The 15,121-nt window shown below is 65.8% G+C and carries 11 protein-coding genes and 1 riboswitch; of the genes, 9 read left to right on the forward strand and 2 right to left on the reverse strand.

The annotated features are described in order from the left end of the window. The first annotated feature begins 18 nt into the window (after positions 1 to 18). Positions 19 to 780 carry an SDR family oxidoreductase gene (locus tag JOE31_RS10800; protein WP_209744148.1) on the forward strand — a complete coding sequence of 254 codons (762 nt, stop codon included), beginning with the start codon at positions 19 to 21 and terminating at the stop codon, positions 778 to 780. Positions 781 to 788: 8 nt separating this feature from the next. Here the strand turns inward: JOE31_RS10800 and JOE31_RS10805 are convergent, their stop codons facing one another. Then, complete coding sequence (locus JOE31_RS10805) at positions 789 to 1,814, reverse strand: endonuclease/exonuclease/phosphatase family protein (protein ID WP_209744151.1); 1,026 nt, start codon at positions 1,812 to 1,814, stop codon at positions 789 to 791. Between the two features lie 328 nt (positions 1,815 to 2,142). Between JOE31_RS10805 and ileS the strand changes: the two genes are divergently transcribed. The 4 genes from ileS to ndk are packed head-to-tail and all read left to right on the forward strand — an operon-like array spanning position 2,143 to position 7,739. Beyond that, positions 2,143 to 5,472, forward strand: coding sequence for an isoleucine--tRNA ligase (ileS, locus tag JOE31_RS10810; RefSeq protein ID WP_209744154.1), 3,330 nt, complete (start codon positions 2,143 to 2,145; stop codon positions 5,470 to 5,472). 3 nt (positions 5,473 to 5,475) lie between these two features. Continuing rightward, the gene (locus JOE31_RS10815; protein ID WP_209744157.1) at positions 5,476 to 6,834 is read left to right on the forward strand and encodes a folylpolyglutamate synthase/dihydrofolate synthase family protein; all 1,359 of its coding nucleotides are present in this window, start codon (positions 5,476 to 5,478) and stop codon (positions 6,832 to 6,834) included. A 2-nt stretch (positions 6,835 to 6,836) separates the two neighbouring features. Continuing rightward, complete coding sequence (locus JOE31_RS10820; RefSeq protein ID WP_209744160.1) at positions 6,837 to 7,280, forward strand: DUF4233 domain-containing protein; 444 nt, start codon at positions 6,837 to 6,839, stop codon at positions 7,278 to 7,280. Between the two features lie 39 nt (positions 7,281 to 7,319). Further along, complete coding sequence (gene ndk / locus JOE31_RS10825; RefSeq protein WP_209744163.1) at positions 7,320 to 7,739, forward strand: nucleoside-diphosphate kinase; 420 nt, start codon at positions 7,320 to 7,322, stop codon at positions 7,737 to 7,739. An 84-nt stretch (positions 7,740 to 7,823) separates the two neighbouring features. Here ndk and JOE31_RS10830 read toward each other — a convergent pair whose 3' ends face one another. Further along, positions 7,824 to 8,495 carry a vitamin K epoxide reductase family protein gene (locus tag JOE31_RS10830; protein ID WP_209744167.1) on the reverse strand — a complete coding sequence of 224 codons (672 nt, stop codon included), beginning with the start codon at positions 8,493 to 8,495 and terminating at the stop codon, positions 7,824 to 7,826. A gap of 470 nt (positions 8,496 to 8,965) precedes the next feature. Between JOE31_RS10830 and JOE31_RS10835 the strand changes: the two genes are divergently transcribed. From JOE31_RS10835 to rpmA, 4 genes are all read left to right on the forward strand, one after another. Next, complete coding sequence (locus JOE31_RS10835; RefSeq protein WP_209744170.1) at positions 8,966 to 12,325, forward strand: Rne/Rng family ribonuclease; 3,360 nt, start codon at positions 8,966 to 8,968, stop codon at positions 12,323 to 12,325. Positions 12,326 to 12,442: 117 nt separating this feature from the next. Further along, positions 12,443 to 12,540, forward strand: a riboswitch (TPP riboswitch). Further along, complete coding sequence (locus JOE31_RS10840; protein WP_209744173.1) at positions 12,523 to 14,118, forward strand: bifunctional hydroxymethylpyrimidine kinase/phosphomethylpyrimidine kinase; 1,596 nt, start codon at positions 12,523 to 12,525, stop codon at positions 14,116 to 14,118. (Overlaps the previous riboswitch by 18 nt.) Positions 14,119 to 14,441: 323 nt before the next feature. Beyond that, positions 14,442 to 14,750, forward strand: coding sequence for a 50S ribosomal protein L21 (rplU, locus tag JOE31_RS10845; protein WP_011692233.1), 309 nt, complete (start codon positions 14,442 to 14,444; stop codon positions 14,748 to 14,750). 61 nt (positions 14,751 to 14,811) lie between these two features. Next, complete coding sequence (gene rpmA / locus JOE31_RS10850) at positions 14,812 to 15,075, forward strand: 50S ribosomal protein L27 (protein ID WP_009372867.1); 264 nt, start codon at positions 14,812 to 14,814, stop codon at positions 15,073 to 15,075. The last annotated feature ends 46 nt before the right edge of the window (positions 15,076 to 15,121 follow it).

The raw sequence follows: 15,121 nt of genomic DNA on the forward strand, positions 1-15,121 counted from the left end.
CGGCGCTAGGGTGGTGCCATGACTGAGGAAATGCGCACGAAAGCAGCAGTAGTTACAGGAGCAAGCACAGGCATCGGCGAGGCCACCGTCCGCGCGTTGCGGGCCGAAGGGTGGACTGTTTTTGCCGTCGCGCGCCGGGCTGACCGGCTCGCCGCACTCGCCGAAGCCACCGGGGCCACAGCGATTCCGGCGAACATCGTCGACGACGCTGACGTGGAACGCCTCCTCGCCGAGGTGACGCAGGCCGGCGGGATTGACACCCTCATCAACATCGCCGGCGGTGCGCGGGGCGCGGACCGGATCGCGGATGCCAAAACCGAGGACTGGGAATGGATGTTTGACGTGAACGTCCTGGGCACCATGAAACTGACCCGTGCCTTCCTTCCGATGCTCCGGGCCTGCGGGGAAGGAACAGTCCTGAACCTGACTTCGACGGCGGGACTCTCCGCCTACGAGGGCGGCGCCGGCTACAACGCTGCCAAGTTCGCCCAGCACGCCATGACCGGAGCACTGCGGCTGGAAGAAGTGGAAAACAACCTCCGTGTCATCGAAGTGGCCCCGGGCCTGGTACAGACAGAGGAGTTCGCCCTCAACAGGCTGGGCGACGAGGAGGCTGCAGGGAAGGTGTACCAGGGCGTCGAGAAGCCGCTCACGGCCGGGGATGTGGCCGATGTGGTCCGCTACGCTGTCACGGCGCCGCACCACGTCAACCTTGACCAGATCGTGATCCGGCCCGTGGCGCAGGCTGCCAACTATAAGCTCATCCGCAAGCAGGGCTGAGCCGGGGACTATCCGCCCGCCGGCAGGCTCAGCGTCGCCAGCACACCGGCGTGATCGGTTCCGGGTACGCGGTGGACCGCGTAGCCGGAAGCGGCGATGCCGGAGCTGGTCACCAGGTGGTCGATGGCAATGCCGGGCAGCCGGTGACCCTCCATCGGCCAGGTGGGCACCAGCCGCATGCCGGCGGCTGTTCCCACATCGACCATCTTCCGGCCGTCCGGCCCGGCGCCAAGCAGCGCGCGGAACTCGGCGTGATCGTACGTGGCGTTGAAATCACCGATCAGCAGCCGGTTGCCCGGCCGCGCGGACAGGCGGGCGAGGGCAGCCAGGTCGCTGCGCCACTGGTCCACACGCACGTCCACCGGCGGAAGCGCGTGGACGTTCGTCACCTCCAGGACCGCCGGCGCTCCCGTACCTTCCACCGTGAGCCTGACGATCGGCATATGGAACGGGGTGTCAGGCAGGACGCCAACCGCTTCCAGGCGGTGGGCCGAGTAGATGGCGCTGCCGGCGCCGTCGTCCGTTGGAGAGCTGATCCTGTTGGGCAGCAGGCCGGCCAGCCCGGCAGCGGCCAGCCCGTCCTCAAGCGCCTGCGAATGCTCCTGCACCGTCAGCAGCCCCACGCCGTTCTCCCGGACCAGCCGCACAATGCCGGCCGCCTCCGCCTGGCCAAACTCCGAATTGATGCTCATCGCCGTCAGCTTCGCCGCGGGCGCTCCGGCCTCCGTGATGCTCCGGCCGTGGTCCAGCGGGAACAGCCAGAAGAGCTGGACGGCCGCGAGGGCTGCCGTCATCCAGACGAGAAAACGGCGCCGCCCCGGGATTGCGAGGAGCACTGCGGCGCCGGCCGGCACCACCAGCCATGGAGTGAAGGACTGGAGCTGGACGGCCAGGGTGGGCCATTCCGCCGGGACGGCGCGGACCACAGAGAGGACCGCAACCGGCAGGGTCAACAGCACGGCGGGCACCGCCCACACGGCGGACCAGCGGCTACGTGGCCGGACTCCGGCAGCGGCCGGGGCAGTGAAAGTCATACGCCCGAGTCTAGGCACGCCCCCGGTTACGGAAGAACACTGCAACTCCGGGTAGAATCGAGTATCAGCTTCGACCCGGCCATCACCGGTGAGCTTCCGGAAGAACCTTCGGACCCCTGCCAGCGCAGGAACCCGGAGCAGTAGAACCGGACGGGTAAGCCCGTCACAGCAGCAATGAGCGGCCGACGCCGGTGCTCTCCCTCAACGGGGGTCCGGCGACGGTAAGTGAGGTGGTACCGCGGTGCCGGTGCTGTTGCAGAACAGCGTACGGGCCGTCCTCGCATCCTGAATGATCCACTTGTTCACTAGCTCAACCCAGGATGTCGAGATGACCTATTACCCCAAGGCGTCAGCCGCACCGTCAGGCACCAGCAGCGTTTCCGCCTCTGTGAAGTTCCCGGAGATCGAAGAGCGCATCCTCAAGTACTGGGACCAGGACGGCACCTTCCAAGCGAGCATCGACCAGCGCGAAGCGGGCAAAGACGGGTCCAACGAATTCGTCTTCTACGACGGCCCGCCCTTCGCCAACGGCCTGCCGCACTACGGCCACCTGCTGACCGGCTATGCCAAGGACCTGGTGGGCCGTTACCAGACCCAGCGGGGCCGCCGCGTCGAGCGCCGCTTCGGCTGGGACACCCACGGGCTCCCCGCCGAACTGGAAGCAATGAAGCAGCTGGGCATGACGGACAAGACCCAGATCGAGGCCATGGGCATTGACAAGTTCAACGACGCCTGCCGCGCTTCCGTGATGAAGTACGCGGACGAGTGGAAGAGCTACGTCACCCGCCAGGCCCGCTGGGTGGACTTCGAAAACGACTACAAGACGCTCAATGTCGAGTACATGGAGTCAGTGCTCTGGGCCTTCAAGCAGCTGCACGAAAAGGGCCTGACCTACAACGGCTACCGCGTCCTGCCGTACTGCTGGAAGGACGAGACCCCGCTGTCCAACCATGAACTGCGCATGGATGACGACGTCTACAAGAACCGCCAGGACCAGACCGTCACGGTCACCTTCCCCATCACGGCGGGGGAGTCGGAACTGTCCCGGCAGCTTGCCGGAGTCCAGGCGCTCGCCTGGACCACCACGCCGTGGACACTGCCCACCAACCTGGCGCTCGCCGTCGGGCCGTCCATCACCTATGCGGTGCTTCCGGCCGGACCCAACGGCATCAAAGCGGCGTCCCCGGATGCCCCGGTCGGAGGCAGCTTCCTGCTCGCCGCAGACCTGCTGGGCGCTTACGCGAAGGACCTTGGCTATGGCGACGGCACCGCCGGCGTTGAGGAGGCGGAAGCCGCGGTCACCGCCACGTACACGGGCGCCGAACTCGCCGGCCTGGCATACCAGCCGCTCTGGAACGACTTCAGCGATACCGAAAAGTACGGCACCGAGAACGCCTGGCGCTTCCTGGTGGCGGACTACGTCACCACCACCGACGGCACCGGCATCGTCCACCAGGCACCCGCCTACGGTGAGGACGACCAGAAGGTCTGTGAAGAGGCCGGCATTCCCGTGGTGCTGTCCGTGGACGAGGGCGCCAAGTTCCTGCCGCTCTTCTCACACGGCGACCTGCACGACATCGTTGGCCTGCAGGTGTTCGAGGCCAACAAGCCCATCACCCAGGTGCTGCGTGCCCAGGGCCGCCTGGTCCGCCAGGCCAGCTACGAGCACAGCTACCCGCACTGCTGGCGCTGCCGCAACCCACTGATCTACCGGGCGGTGTCTTCCTGGTACGTCGAGGTCACCAAGTTCAAGGACCGCATGTCCGAACTGAACCAGGAGATCAACTGGATCCCCGGCAACGTCAAGGACGGCCAGTTCGGCAAGTGGCTGGCCAACGCCCGCGACTGGTCCATCAGCCGCAACCGCTACTGGGGCAGCCCCATCCCGGTGTGGCAGTCCAGCGACCCCGAATACCCGCGCACCGACGTCTACGGCTCGCTCGCCGAGATCGAAGCAGACTTCGGCCGGCTGCCGCTGAACAAGGACGGGCAGGTTGACCTGCACCGGCCGTTCATCGACGAACTGACACGCCCGAACCCGGATGATCCCCGCACGCAGGAAGAAGGCCAGTCCGTCATGCGCCGCGTCGAGGACGTCCTGGACGTCTGGTTCGACTCCGGCTCCATGCCCTACGGCCAGGTCCACTACCCGTTCCAGAACGAGGAATGGTTCGACACCCACAACCCGGCTGATTTCATCGTCGAGTACATCGGCCAGACCCGCGGCTGGTTCTACATGCTGCACATCCTGTCCACCGCGCTGTTCGACCGGCCTGCCTTCCGCAACGTCATCAGCCACGGCATCGTGCTGGGCTCGGACGGGCAGAAGATGTCCAAGAGCCTGCGCAACTACCCGGACGTCTCCGAGGTCCTGGACCGCGACGGCTCCGACGCCATGCGCTGGTTCCTGATGTCCAGCCCGATCCTGCGCGGCGGCAACCTGGTGGTCACCGAGCAGGGTATCCGCGACGGCGTCCGCCAGGTCATCCTGCCGCTGTGGAACGTGTACAGCTTCTTCACGCTGTACACGAACGCGGCAGCCGGCGGTGCCGGCTATGATGCCAAGCTGCGCTATGACGGCTACGCTGACACCCTGGACCAGTACCTGATGGCCAACACCGGGGACCTGGTCCGGAACATGACCGCGCAGCTGGACAGCTACGACATCTCCGGCGCCTGCGACGAACTGCGCAGCTACCTGGACATGCTCACCAACTGGTACGTCCGCCGCAGCCGCCAGCGCTTCTTCGACGAGAGCGTTGACGCCTTCGATGCGCTATACACCGCGCTGGAAACCGTCTCCCGCGTGGCGGCATCCCTGTTGCCGCTGGTTTCCGAAGAGATCTGGCGCGGCCTCACCGGCGGGCGCTCCGTGCACCTGGCCGACTGGCCGGACGCCGGGCTATTCCCTGCCAACGCTTCCCTGGTGGAAGCAATGGATCGCGTCCAGCAGATCTGCTCCACCGGATCTTCGCTGCGCAAGGCCGCCAACCTGCGCGTGCGGCTGCCGCTGCAGGAGCTCACCGTCGTGGCACCCGGCGCGGACGCGTTGGAAGGCTTCGCCGCCGTCATCGCCGATGAACTGAACCTGCGTTCCGTCCGCCTGCTCGACGCCGACAGCGCCTCCCCGGAGGAGTTCGGCATCGAACAGAAGCTCGTGGTCAACGCCCGGGCAGCGGGCCCGCGCCTGGGGAAGAACGTCCAGCAGGCCATCAAGGGCTCCAAATCCGGCGACTGGTCTGTTTCGGAAGCTGGCGTGGTGACGGCGGGCGGGCTCGAGCTGGAGCCGCAGGAGTACACACTGGAGACGGTAGTGGCAGAAGCCGCGGAAGGAGAAGGATCCCGCGCGGCGGCGGTCCTGCCCGGCGGCGGTTTCGTGGTCCTCAACACCGAGGTCACCCCGGAACTGGAAGCCGAGGGTGCCGCCCGCGACATGGTCCGCGCCATCCAGCAGGCCCGCAAGGACGCCGGACTCAACGTAAGCGACCGGATCCACACCACTGTTACCGCGAAGCAGGACGTCGTCGATGCTTTGCTGGCGAACGCGGAGCTCGTCAAGACCGAAACACTGACGGTAAAGCTGGACACCGTCCCGGCCTATATCAATGAACCGCAGGTCAGTGTTGTCAAGACCGCGGCAGAAAAAGTAGAGGCCTAAGCAATGACTGACGAATTTTCCGTAGAGAGCGTCTACGCCGAGCTGCTGGGCCGGGCGCCGGAAAACAAAATGGAGCCGCGCCTTGCGCCGCTCTTCCGGGCCATGGACGTACTGGGGGAGCCCAACAAGGCGTTCCCGATCATCCACATCACCGGCACCAACGGCAAAACGTCCACGGCCCGCATGATCGAAGCGGGGCTCCGCGCCCACGGGCTAAGCACCGGACGGTACACCAGCCCCCACCTGTCGAAAGTGACCGAGCGGATCAGCATCGACGGCGCCCCCGTGCCGGATGAGACCTTCGTCCGGATCTGGGACGAAATCCGCCCTTACCTCCAAATTGTGGACAGCGAGCTTGAGGCAGAGGGCCAGCCCCGGCTGACCTACTTTGAGTGCCTGACCATCCTGGCCTTCGCCATCTTCGCGGACCAGCCGGTCAATGTCGCCGTCATGGAGGTGGGACTGGGCGGTATCACCGACGCCACGAACGTCGGTGACGGCCAGGTGTCGGTGGTGACTCCCATTTCACTGGACCACACGGACCTCCTTGGCGACACCACGGAAGACATCGCTTACGAGAAGGCCGGCATCATCAAGCCGGGAGGCTTCCTGGTCAGCGCCGCGCAGCCCGTCGGCGCCGCCCAGGTGCTCCTCGAGAAGGCCCGCGAAGTCCAGGTTCCTTACCGTTTCGAAGGCGTGGAATTCGGCGTCGAATCCCGGACGGTTGCCGTAGGCGGCCAGATGGTGACCATCCAGGGCCTGGCCGGACGGTACGAGGAACTCCTGGTGCCTTTGCACGGAGCGCACCAGGCGGAGAATGCCGCCGTCGCGATTGCCGCGCTCGAGGCGTTCTTTGGCGGCGAGAAGCCGCTCGACCCCGAGGTCCTCCAGGAGGCCTTTGCCTCGGTCACGTCACCGGGCCGGCTCGAAGTGCTCCGGACTGCCCCGACCATCATCGTGGATGCCGCCCACAACCCGGAGGGCATCCGGGTTTCAGCCGAGGCCATCCACGAAGCCTTCAGCTTCACCCGACTGGTGGTAGTGGTGGGCGTCCTGAAGGAGAAGGACGCCGAGGAGATCCTTCGGCAGCTCAAGGAGTCCCTGGGCGACCTCGCCGCCGAATACTGCTTCACCCAGTCCAACTCGCCCCGTGCAGTGCCTGCCGAGGACCTGGCGGAAATTGCGCTCGATCTCGGCTTCGGTGAGGACAACATCCATGTTGCCGAAAAACTCGACGATGCCCTGGAGTGGGCAGTGGAGCACGCCGAAGCCAACGAGGACCTCGCCGGCGGCGTCCTGGTGACCGGTTCCATCACCCTCGTGGCGGAAGCACGGATCCTGCTCGGAAAGGCGGATGCCTGACCATGGCCCGACTCACAAAGGCGCAGCGGGAGTGGCGGCCCGGCATGCCCAAGAAGAGGCGCTCCACCAAAGTCATGTTCGCCTCCACGGTCCTGGTTCTCGAGGGGTTCGTCGCATTCTTCGCGACGCTGGCGGTCTTTGGACTCCGCCGCGACGAGTTCCCGCCGGCAGTGATCCTCTCGGTGGGCATCGTCCTGAGCCTGGTGCTGGTGTTCACTTGCGCGGTGCTGTCCAAGCCGTGGGGTGTGGCACTGGGGTGGATCCTGCAGCTCGTCCTGATCTTCACCGGATTCATTGAACCCATGATGTTCGTGGTGGGAATCCTCTTTGCCGTGGCTTGGTGGTACGGCATCAGGACCGGCATCCGGATTGACCGCGAGTCCGCCCAGCGCGAACGCGAACAGGCCGAATGGGACGCCGCCCACCCTGACGGCGAAAGCAACTAGACTTATTCCGAACCCCACACCAACCACATTGGAGCAGCTGTGAGCATTGAGCGCACCCTCGTCCTGATCAAGCCTGACGGCGTGACCCGCAACCTGACCGGCTCCATCCTCGGCCGGATCGAAGCCAAAGGCTACACCCTCACCGAGCTCAAGAAGGTCGACGCCAGCCGCGAATTGCTGGAGCAGCACTACGAGGAGCACGTAGGCAAGCCGTTCTACGAGCCGCTCGTCGAGTTCATGCTCAGCGGGCCGGTTGTCGCTGCAATCTTCGAGGGCCACCGCGTGATCGAGGGCTTCCGCTCGCTCGCCGGTACAACGGATCCGACGACGGCGGCGCCCGGCACCATCCGCGGCGACTTCGGCCGTGACTGGGGCCTGAAGGTCCAGCAGAACCTGGTCCACGGTTCAGACTCCGTCGAGGCCGCCGAACGCGAGATCAAGATCTGGTTCCAGGACTAACAGCCACCAGCGCGAACGTACAGTTGAGGCCCCCTTTTCCGAAGAAACGGGGGCCTCAACTGTACGTTCGCACTTTCTTTGGCTTTAGTAGCCGGACGTCCCGATGAACACCTGGATGAAGGCAAAGAAGATGGTGGCGATGACGGCCACGTACAGCAGGGCGAGGGCGATCCAGCCGGAGTCGCCGGCGATCTTTGCGGCGCCGGCCGGAACCTTGATCACTCCGTGCGTGATGTTCCGGACCGTAACCCACACAAAGAGCGGAATCATCGCTGCCCACACCACCATGCAGAACGGGCACAGGATGTGGATCGAGTACAGTGCCTGCGACCACAGCCACACCACGAAGGCAAAACCGAGCGTGACACCCGCCTGCAGGCCAAGCCAGTACCAGCGGGAAAACTTGGCGCCGGCAAGCACAGCCATGCCGGTGGTGATCACCACGGCGAAGGCCACGATGCCGATGAACATGTTGGGGAAGCCGAAGAGGGAACTCTGCCAGGTCTGCATGACGGCGCCGCAGGAGACCCACGGATTGACGTCGCAGGCCGTGACGTGGTTCGGATCCTTAAGGACTGCCAGCTTTTCCAGGACCAGGGCGCCAGAGGCGAGCCAGCCGATAACGCCTGTAATGACCAGAAGCCAGCCAAACGGTTTGTCCCGGGTCATGGGAGGCAGGCCTTCCTGGGCCGCTGAACGCTCGCGGAGGTCGCCGTCCACCACGTTGTTCTGCATGGAATTGGAGATGCTGGGCATGGGATGTTGCGTCCTTTTTCTCGAGGGCTCCTCGCCCTGATTGTAACGCCGGAGACTGGGCGGGCCGCACAGACTCCTCGCGGCCCTGCCCTGATTATCCGCCTGCCTGCCCCGCTTCCCCCTCGTTTGAGTGAGCGTATGAGAGAATGAAGCTGGCTGGAATACGATCCACATTCGGATTCCGGTCCGGTGGCTTGTTTGTAAGACCGCCAATGATGAGCAGGGCACGCTCCGGATCCACGATAGATCCCGGCCTCCCCGCAATGCCATTGGACGGCACCTGGTTGTGGCTTTGAGGAACAACGGGTTTCAGAACAACGTCGCCGGCCCTCCAGGGCTGCCGCACCCCACTGCCGGTGCGAACCTGAGGGTATCCAATTGACTTCTGTCAACGCCTGCGGGTTTTGACAATATGTGCCCCAATGGGTGCCGGATGTGGCGGTGCGTCAGGGGCAGGAGCGTCGCCACATATGGATAATGACCAGGTTCTAGCCGTTAATGAAGAAGCCGCTGCCAGCGAAGAGGCTGCAGCGCCCCAACCGCCCAAGAGGGCAGTCCGCACCAGGCGCAAGGCCGCCCCGAAAGTAGAAGCCGCAGAAGCCGGCGAAGCGGACGCAGCCCCCGCGGAGGCTCCCGCAGCTGATGCCGCTGCGGAGGAAAAGCCCCCGGTGCGCCGCAGCCGTTCGCGCAAGAAGGTGGAGCCCGCCGAGCCGCTTCCGGTTTTCGCCGATGATTCCGCCGCCCCCGTTGAGGCAGCGCAGGCTGACACTGCACCCGCAGGGGAGGCAGCAGAGTCAGCAGAAGTCGTCGAAAAGCCCGTCCGTCGCCGCGCCTCTCGCGCCAAGGCCCCCGCAAAAGCTGCCGAAGCCTCCCAGGCCGCCGAGCCTGCCAAGGGTACCGACATCCGGGACGCCGCGGCCGTTGCCGAGCCGGCAGCCGAAGAAGAAGTGGCCGCCGCGGGCCAGGAAACTGAAGTCCTGGAATCCGCCGCTCCCGTGACTGCCACTGAGCAGCCGGCGGCAGCCGAAGCGGCCAGCCCTGTTGGCGCGCTCTTCCTCGAGCCCGGTTCGGTGACGTCCATGATTTTCCAGGCACCGGACCTGAGCACCGTGGTCCGCCCGGCAGCCGCTCCTGCTGTGGCCAAGGAAGACGTCGAGGAAGACACGGAAGAAGACTCCGAAGATGTAGACGCCGGCGGCTCCCGCCGCCGCCGCAGCCGCGGACGCCGTGGCCGCAGCCGCGTGACCGACCGGGACACTGCCGGTGAGACGGAATCCGCCGAAGGCGCCGCGGGCGACGAGGATTCTGATGAGGAGTCCACCCGGACCACCGACGACGGCGTTACCTCCCGCCGTCGCCGCCGTCGCCGCCGCGGTGACCAGGACCTCGAACTGACGGGCGGGGGAGACGATGACCCGCCCAACACGGTGACCCGGGTCCGTGCACCCCGGGCCATCAGCGAGGCGCCGGTCAACAACCGCGTCACGTCCGTCAAGGGCTCCACCCGCCTTGAGGCGAAGAAGCAGCGCCGCCGCGAATCCCGCGACACCGGTCGCCGCCGCACCGTCATCACCGAGGCTGAGTTCCTGGCCCGCCGGGAGTCGGTGGACCGCCAGATGATCGTCCGCCAGCGCGACGACAGAATCCAGATCGGCGTCCTGGAGGACGGCGTCCTGGCTGAGCACTTCGTCTCCAAGACCCAGCAGGACTCCCTGATCGGCAACGTCTACCTGGGCAAGGTCCAGAACGTGCTGCCCTCCATGGAAGCCGCTTTCGTGGACATCGGACGCGGACGCAACGCCGTCCTCTACGCCGGTGAAGTCAACTGGGACGCCGTCAACCTCGAGGGCAAGCAGCGCCGGATCGAGAACGCGCTGAAGTCCGGCGACTCCGTGCTGGTCCAGGTCACCAAGGACCCGGTCGGCCACAAGGGTGCCCGCCTGACCAGCCAGATCTCGCTGCCCGGCCGCTACCTCGTATACGTTCCCGGCGGTTCCATGACCGGCATCTCCCGGAAGCTGCCCGACGTCGAACGCAACCGCCTGAAGCGGATCCTCAAGGACCGCCTGCCGGAAGACGCCGGCGTGATCGTGCGCACCGCGGCCGAGGGCGCGTCCGAGGAAGAGCTGACGCACGACATCAACCGCCTGCGTGCCCAGTGGGAAGGCATCGAAAGCCAGGCCACGTCCACCAAGATCCTTGCCCCGGAGCTCCTCTACGGCGAACCGGACCTCACGATCAAGGTGGTCCGCGACGTCTTCAACGAGGACTTCTCCAAGCTGATCGTTTCGGGCGAGGAAGCCTGGGACACCATTGAGGCGTACGTAACGTACGTGGCTCCGGACCTGGTGGGCCGGCTCGAAAAGTGGACCAAGGACACGGACATCTTCTCGGCCTGGCGGATCGACGAGCAGATCCACAAGGCCCTGGACCGCAAGGTCTTCCTGCCCTCCGGCGGCTCCCTCGTGATCGACCGCACCGAAGCCATGACCGTGGTGGACGTCAACACCGGCAAGTTCACCGGCAGCGGCGGCAACCTGGAGGAAACCGTCACCAAGAACAACCTGGAAGCGGCGGAGGAAGTGGTGCGCCAGCTGCGGCTGCGCGACATCGGCGGCATCATCGTCATCGACTTCATCGACATGGTGCTCGAATCCAACCGCGACCTCGTGCTGCGCCGCATGGTGGAGTGCCTCGGACGCGACCGGACCAAGCACCAGGTCGCGGAAGTGACCTCGCTGGGCCTCGTGCAGATGACCCGCAAGCGCATGGGCACCGGCCTGCTGGAAGTCTTCGGCGAGCAGTGCGAGGCCTGCGCCGGCCGCGGCATCGTCACGCACGACGAACCGGTGGAACACCGCCGTGCCAACACCGTTGCCGCAGAGCACCACGTGCAGCGGGCTGAAACCCAGCAGCCTCCCAGGACGGAGCGCAAGAGCCGCCGCCGCGGCAAGGGCGGCCAGCCTGTTTCCGAGGCCGCTCCGTCGACGCCGGCTCCGGTGCATCACGAACCCACCGACGCCGAACGCCATGCCAAGGCTGAAGCGACCCGCGTTGCCCTGGCCAACATCGCTGCGGCAGCACATGCCGCCCACCTGCACGACGCCGAGACCGGCCATGCAGCCCCCGCCGCCGCAGCACAGGCAAGTGCCGCCCAGGCAGTGGGCCAGGCACTCGCCGCCCAGGCTCCTTCCGGGCAAACCGGAGCGCCGGCCGGGGGAGGGGCTGCCCAGCCGTCCGCCGCCCAGCCCGCCACGGCGCGGCCGGCCAAGGTGTCGGAAACTGAAGCAGTAGCCGCAGGACGGCCCGCGGCCGTTCTGACCTTCGGCGGCGAAAAGGTGGCACTGCCGTTTGTTGAGCATGCCGGCGAAGCACCTGCGTCCGGAGCGGCCCTGACACTCGATCGGCTCGCGGAGGCTTTCGCGCACTTGGGTGAGCCTGCAGCCGCTGAGGCTCCGGCGTCACCGGCTGAACAGCAGGCTCCGCCTGCCCAGTCACCGGCCGAGGCACCCGCCCGTGTTCCGTCGGTCCAAGCCCAGGCTCCAGCCCGGACCCAGGCCCCGGCAGCACCCGCTGCTGAAGCCGACTACACCGACCACACCGCGGTGCAGGGCAGGGCGCGCCGTCCCCGCCGTCACCGGAGTGCCAGCCGCGCCCAGGGCGCAGCCAACGAGACGTCCGTGGAACACCACGAAACTGCTCCTGTGGCCGCGTCAGGGCACACCCACGAAGCAAAGGCTCCCGAGCCGGCGAAGAAGGATATGCCCGCCAAGGCACCGGCCAGCGAGCCGATCATCCTCGGTGTGGGAGTACCGGCCTCCGAGCTCTGATCCCACAGCACCACGGTCCCACACGCTGACATCGCGGGTGCGGTCCGGGACTGGCGTAGCAATACGCCGGTTTCGGGCCGTACCCGTGAGTTCGTTGCGGTGGAACAGCTAGGCTAGGGGTCTGACACGGGGTGCCGCGCACAGGGCCGGCTGAGATCCACACCCGTTGAACCTGTCCGGTTAGCACCGGCGAAGGGATGTCTCCTTTGGCCTCATCATTCCTGCCCACCCCTGCCTCCGAAGCCGCCCGCGAATCATCACAGGGCGGCACTGTCCTGCGCAGTACGCCGCGGGTCCTGGCCATCGCCGGCTCCGATCCGTCCGGCGGGGCGGGGATCCAGGCCGACCTCAAAAGCATTGCCGCAAACGGCGGATACGGCATGGCTGCCATCACCGCCCTGACGGCGCAGAACACCCGTGGCGTTCGTGCCGTTCACGTGCCCCCGGCGGATTTCCTGACGGCCCAGCTTGAGGCCATCAGCGACGACATCGGCATTGACGCCGTCAAGATCGGCATGCTGGGTGACTCCGCCGTGATTGCCGCCGTCCGCAGCTGGCTCGAGAAGGCCCGTCCCGCCGTCGTGGTTCTCGACCCCGTGATGGTCGCCACCAGCGGGGACAGACTCCTGCAGGAAGCGGCCGAGGCGGCACTGCGCGAACTCCTGCCCCTTGCCGACCTTGTCACTCCCAACCTGGCGGAACTGGCGATGCTCCTCGATGAACCGCTCGCGGGTGACTGGGAGGCGGCACTCGCCCAGGGGAAGCGCCTCGCCGCCCAGGCCGGCACCACGGTGCTCGTCAAGGGCGGACACCTCGACGGCGGGGAGTGCCCTGACGCGCTGGTCAACACGGCAGGACTGCTCGCCCAGGACGTTGTGGTTGTGCCCGGCGAGCGGATTGACACCACGAACAGCCACGGCACCGGGTGTTCCCTGTCCTCGGCAATGGCCACCGCGCAGGCGAGGCTGGGGGACTGGGAGGCATCCTTGCGGACAGTGAAGCCGTGGCTGCAGGGGGCGCTCCGGGAAGCCGGCGCCTTGGACGTGGGAACAGGCAACGGCCCGGTACACCATTTCCACCATCTGGCCCCCACAGGCAATGAAACGCCGGCCGAAGGCCGTTTCGCAGCGGTCCTCTGGCAGGATGCCGGGCCGGACCTGGACGCCGTTTACGGGCTCGACTTCATCCGCGGCCTGGCCGACGGGTCCCTCACCGAGCACCACTTCGCGTACTACCTTGCCCAGGATGCCATCTACCTGAACGGCTATTCCCGGGTGCTGTCCCGTGCCGCCGCGATTGCCCCCACCGAGGCGGAGCAGCTGTTCTGGGCGCGGTCGGCGCAGCAATGCCTCGAAGTCGAGTCCGAACTGCACCGGACATGGCTCAGCACCCGGAGTGTGGACAGCGGACTGGGGCCGGTCACCAAGTCCTATGTGGACCACCTGCTGGCCTCATCCGTTTCCGGCAGCTACGGCGTGCTCGTGGCGGCCGTTCTCCCGTGCTTCTGGCTGTACGCCGAAGTGGGTGCCGCCCTGCACGGGCAGTTCCTGGCGGCAGGCTCGCCGTCGGACCATCCCTATGCCGACTGGCTCCGCACTTACGCGGACGAAGGATTCGCCGCGGCCACCCGGCAGGCGGTGCGCATTACCGACGACGCTGCCCGTTCCGCCTCTGACAAGGAACGGCAAGCCATGCGGGTGGCCTTCCGGCAGTCGTGCCGCTACGAGGTGGAGTTCTTCGACGCGCCGAGGCGTCACGCTGCACCGCAAACCATTCCCGAGCCGGTACGATAGTGGGGCACGGTTCCGGAAGTCGTTGCGGCAACAGTCTGTTTTCAGCAGAGTGGCGCCTATCACGTACTACTACCGGAGCCAGCCTCATTTGCGGCCGAAGGCAAAATTAGCGTATTCTAGATCTTCGGTGCTTACGCCAACACTTGGGTTATAACCTCAGAACAGTCCGTTTGGAATTCCAAATGGCATTGTTCCTTGGATAACTCATGGGTTCCCCCGGGGAACCCACCGGCGTTGAGGCACAGCGTGAACCAGGCCAAACAATTGGACCCAGGTTCCGCACGCAAATCTAGTAATAAACGTCGAGAGAAGTGAGTTCCCCAGTGGTGTACGCGATTGTCCGCGCAGGCGGCCGCCAAGAGAAGGTTTCCGTTGGAGACTTCGTTACCCTGAACCGCGTCCCCGGTGGAGCCGGCAGCACCATTGAGTTGCCCGCACTGCTCCTGGTAGACGGTGACAAAGTCACGTCTGCCGCTGCGGACCTGGCCAAGGTAACGGTTACGGCTGAGATCCTTCAGGACCTTCGTGGTCCGAAGATCGTCATCCAGAAGTTCAAGAACAAGACCGGGTACAAGAAGCGCCAGGGTCACCGTCAGGAACTGACCAAGGTCAAGATCACCGGTATCAAGTAACCTTCCGTTACTTTTCAGGTTTTCAGCAGATTCCCCAGAATTTTTAAGGCAGGCATTTCAAATGGCACATAAAAAAGGCGCGAGCTCCACTCGCAACGGTCGTGACTCCAACGCCCAGTACCTCGGCGTCAAGCGCTTCGGCGGTCAGGTAGTTTCCGCTGGCGAGATCATCGTCCGCCAGCGTGGCACCCACTTCCACCCGGGTGCCGGCGTTGGCCGCGGCGGCGACGACACCCTGTTCGCACTGACCCCCGGCGCCGTTGAATTCGGTACCCGCCGCGGACGTCGAGTCGTGAACATCGTTGCTGCTGCAGCTGCAGAGTAACAACTAGATCCAAACCGGTGGAGCGGGCCATGATGGCCCGCTCCAC

This window comes from Arthrobacter sp. PvP023 (genome assembly GCF_017832975.1).
Lineage (GTDB): Bacteria > Actinomycetota > Actinomycetes > Actinomycetales > Micrococcaceae > Arthrobacter.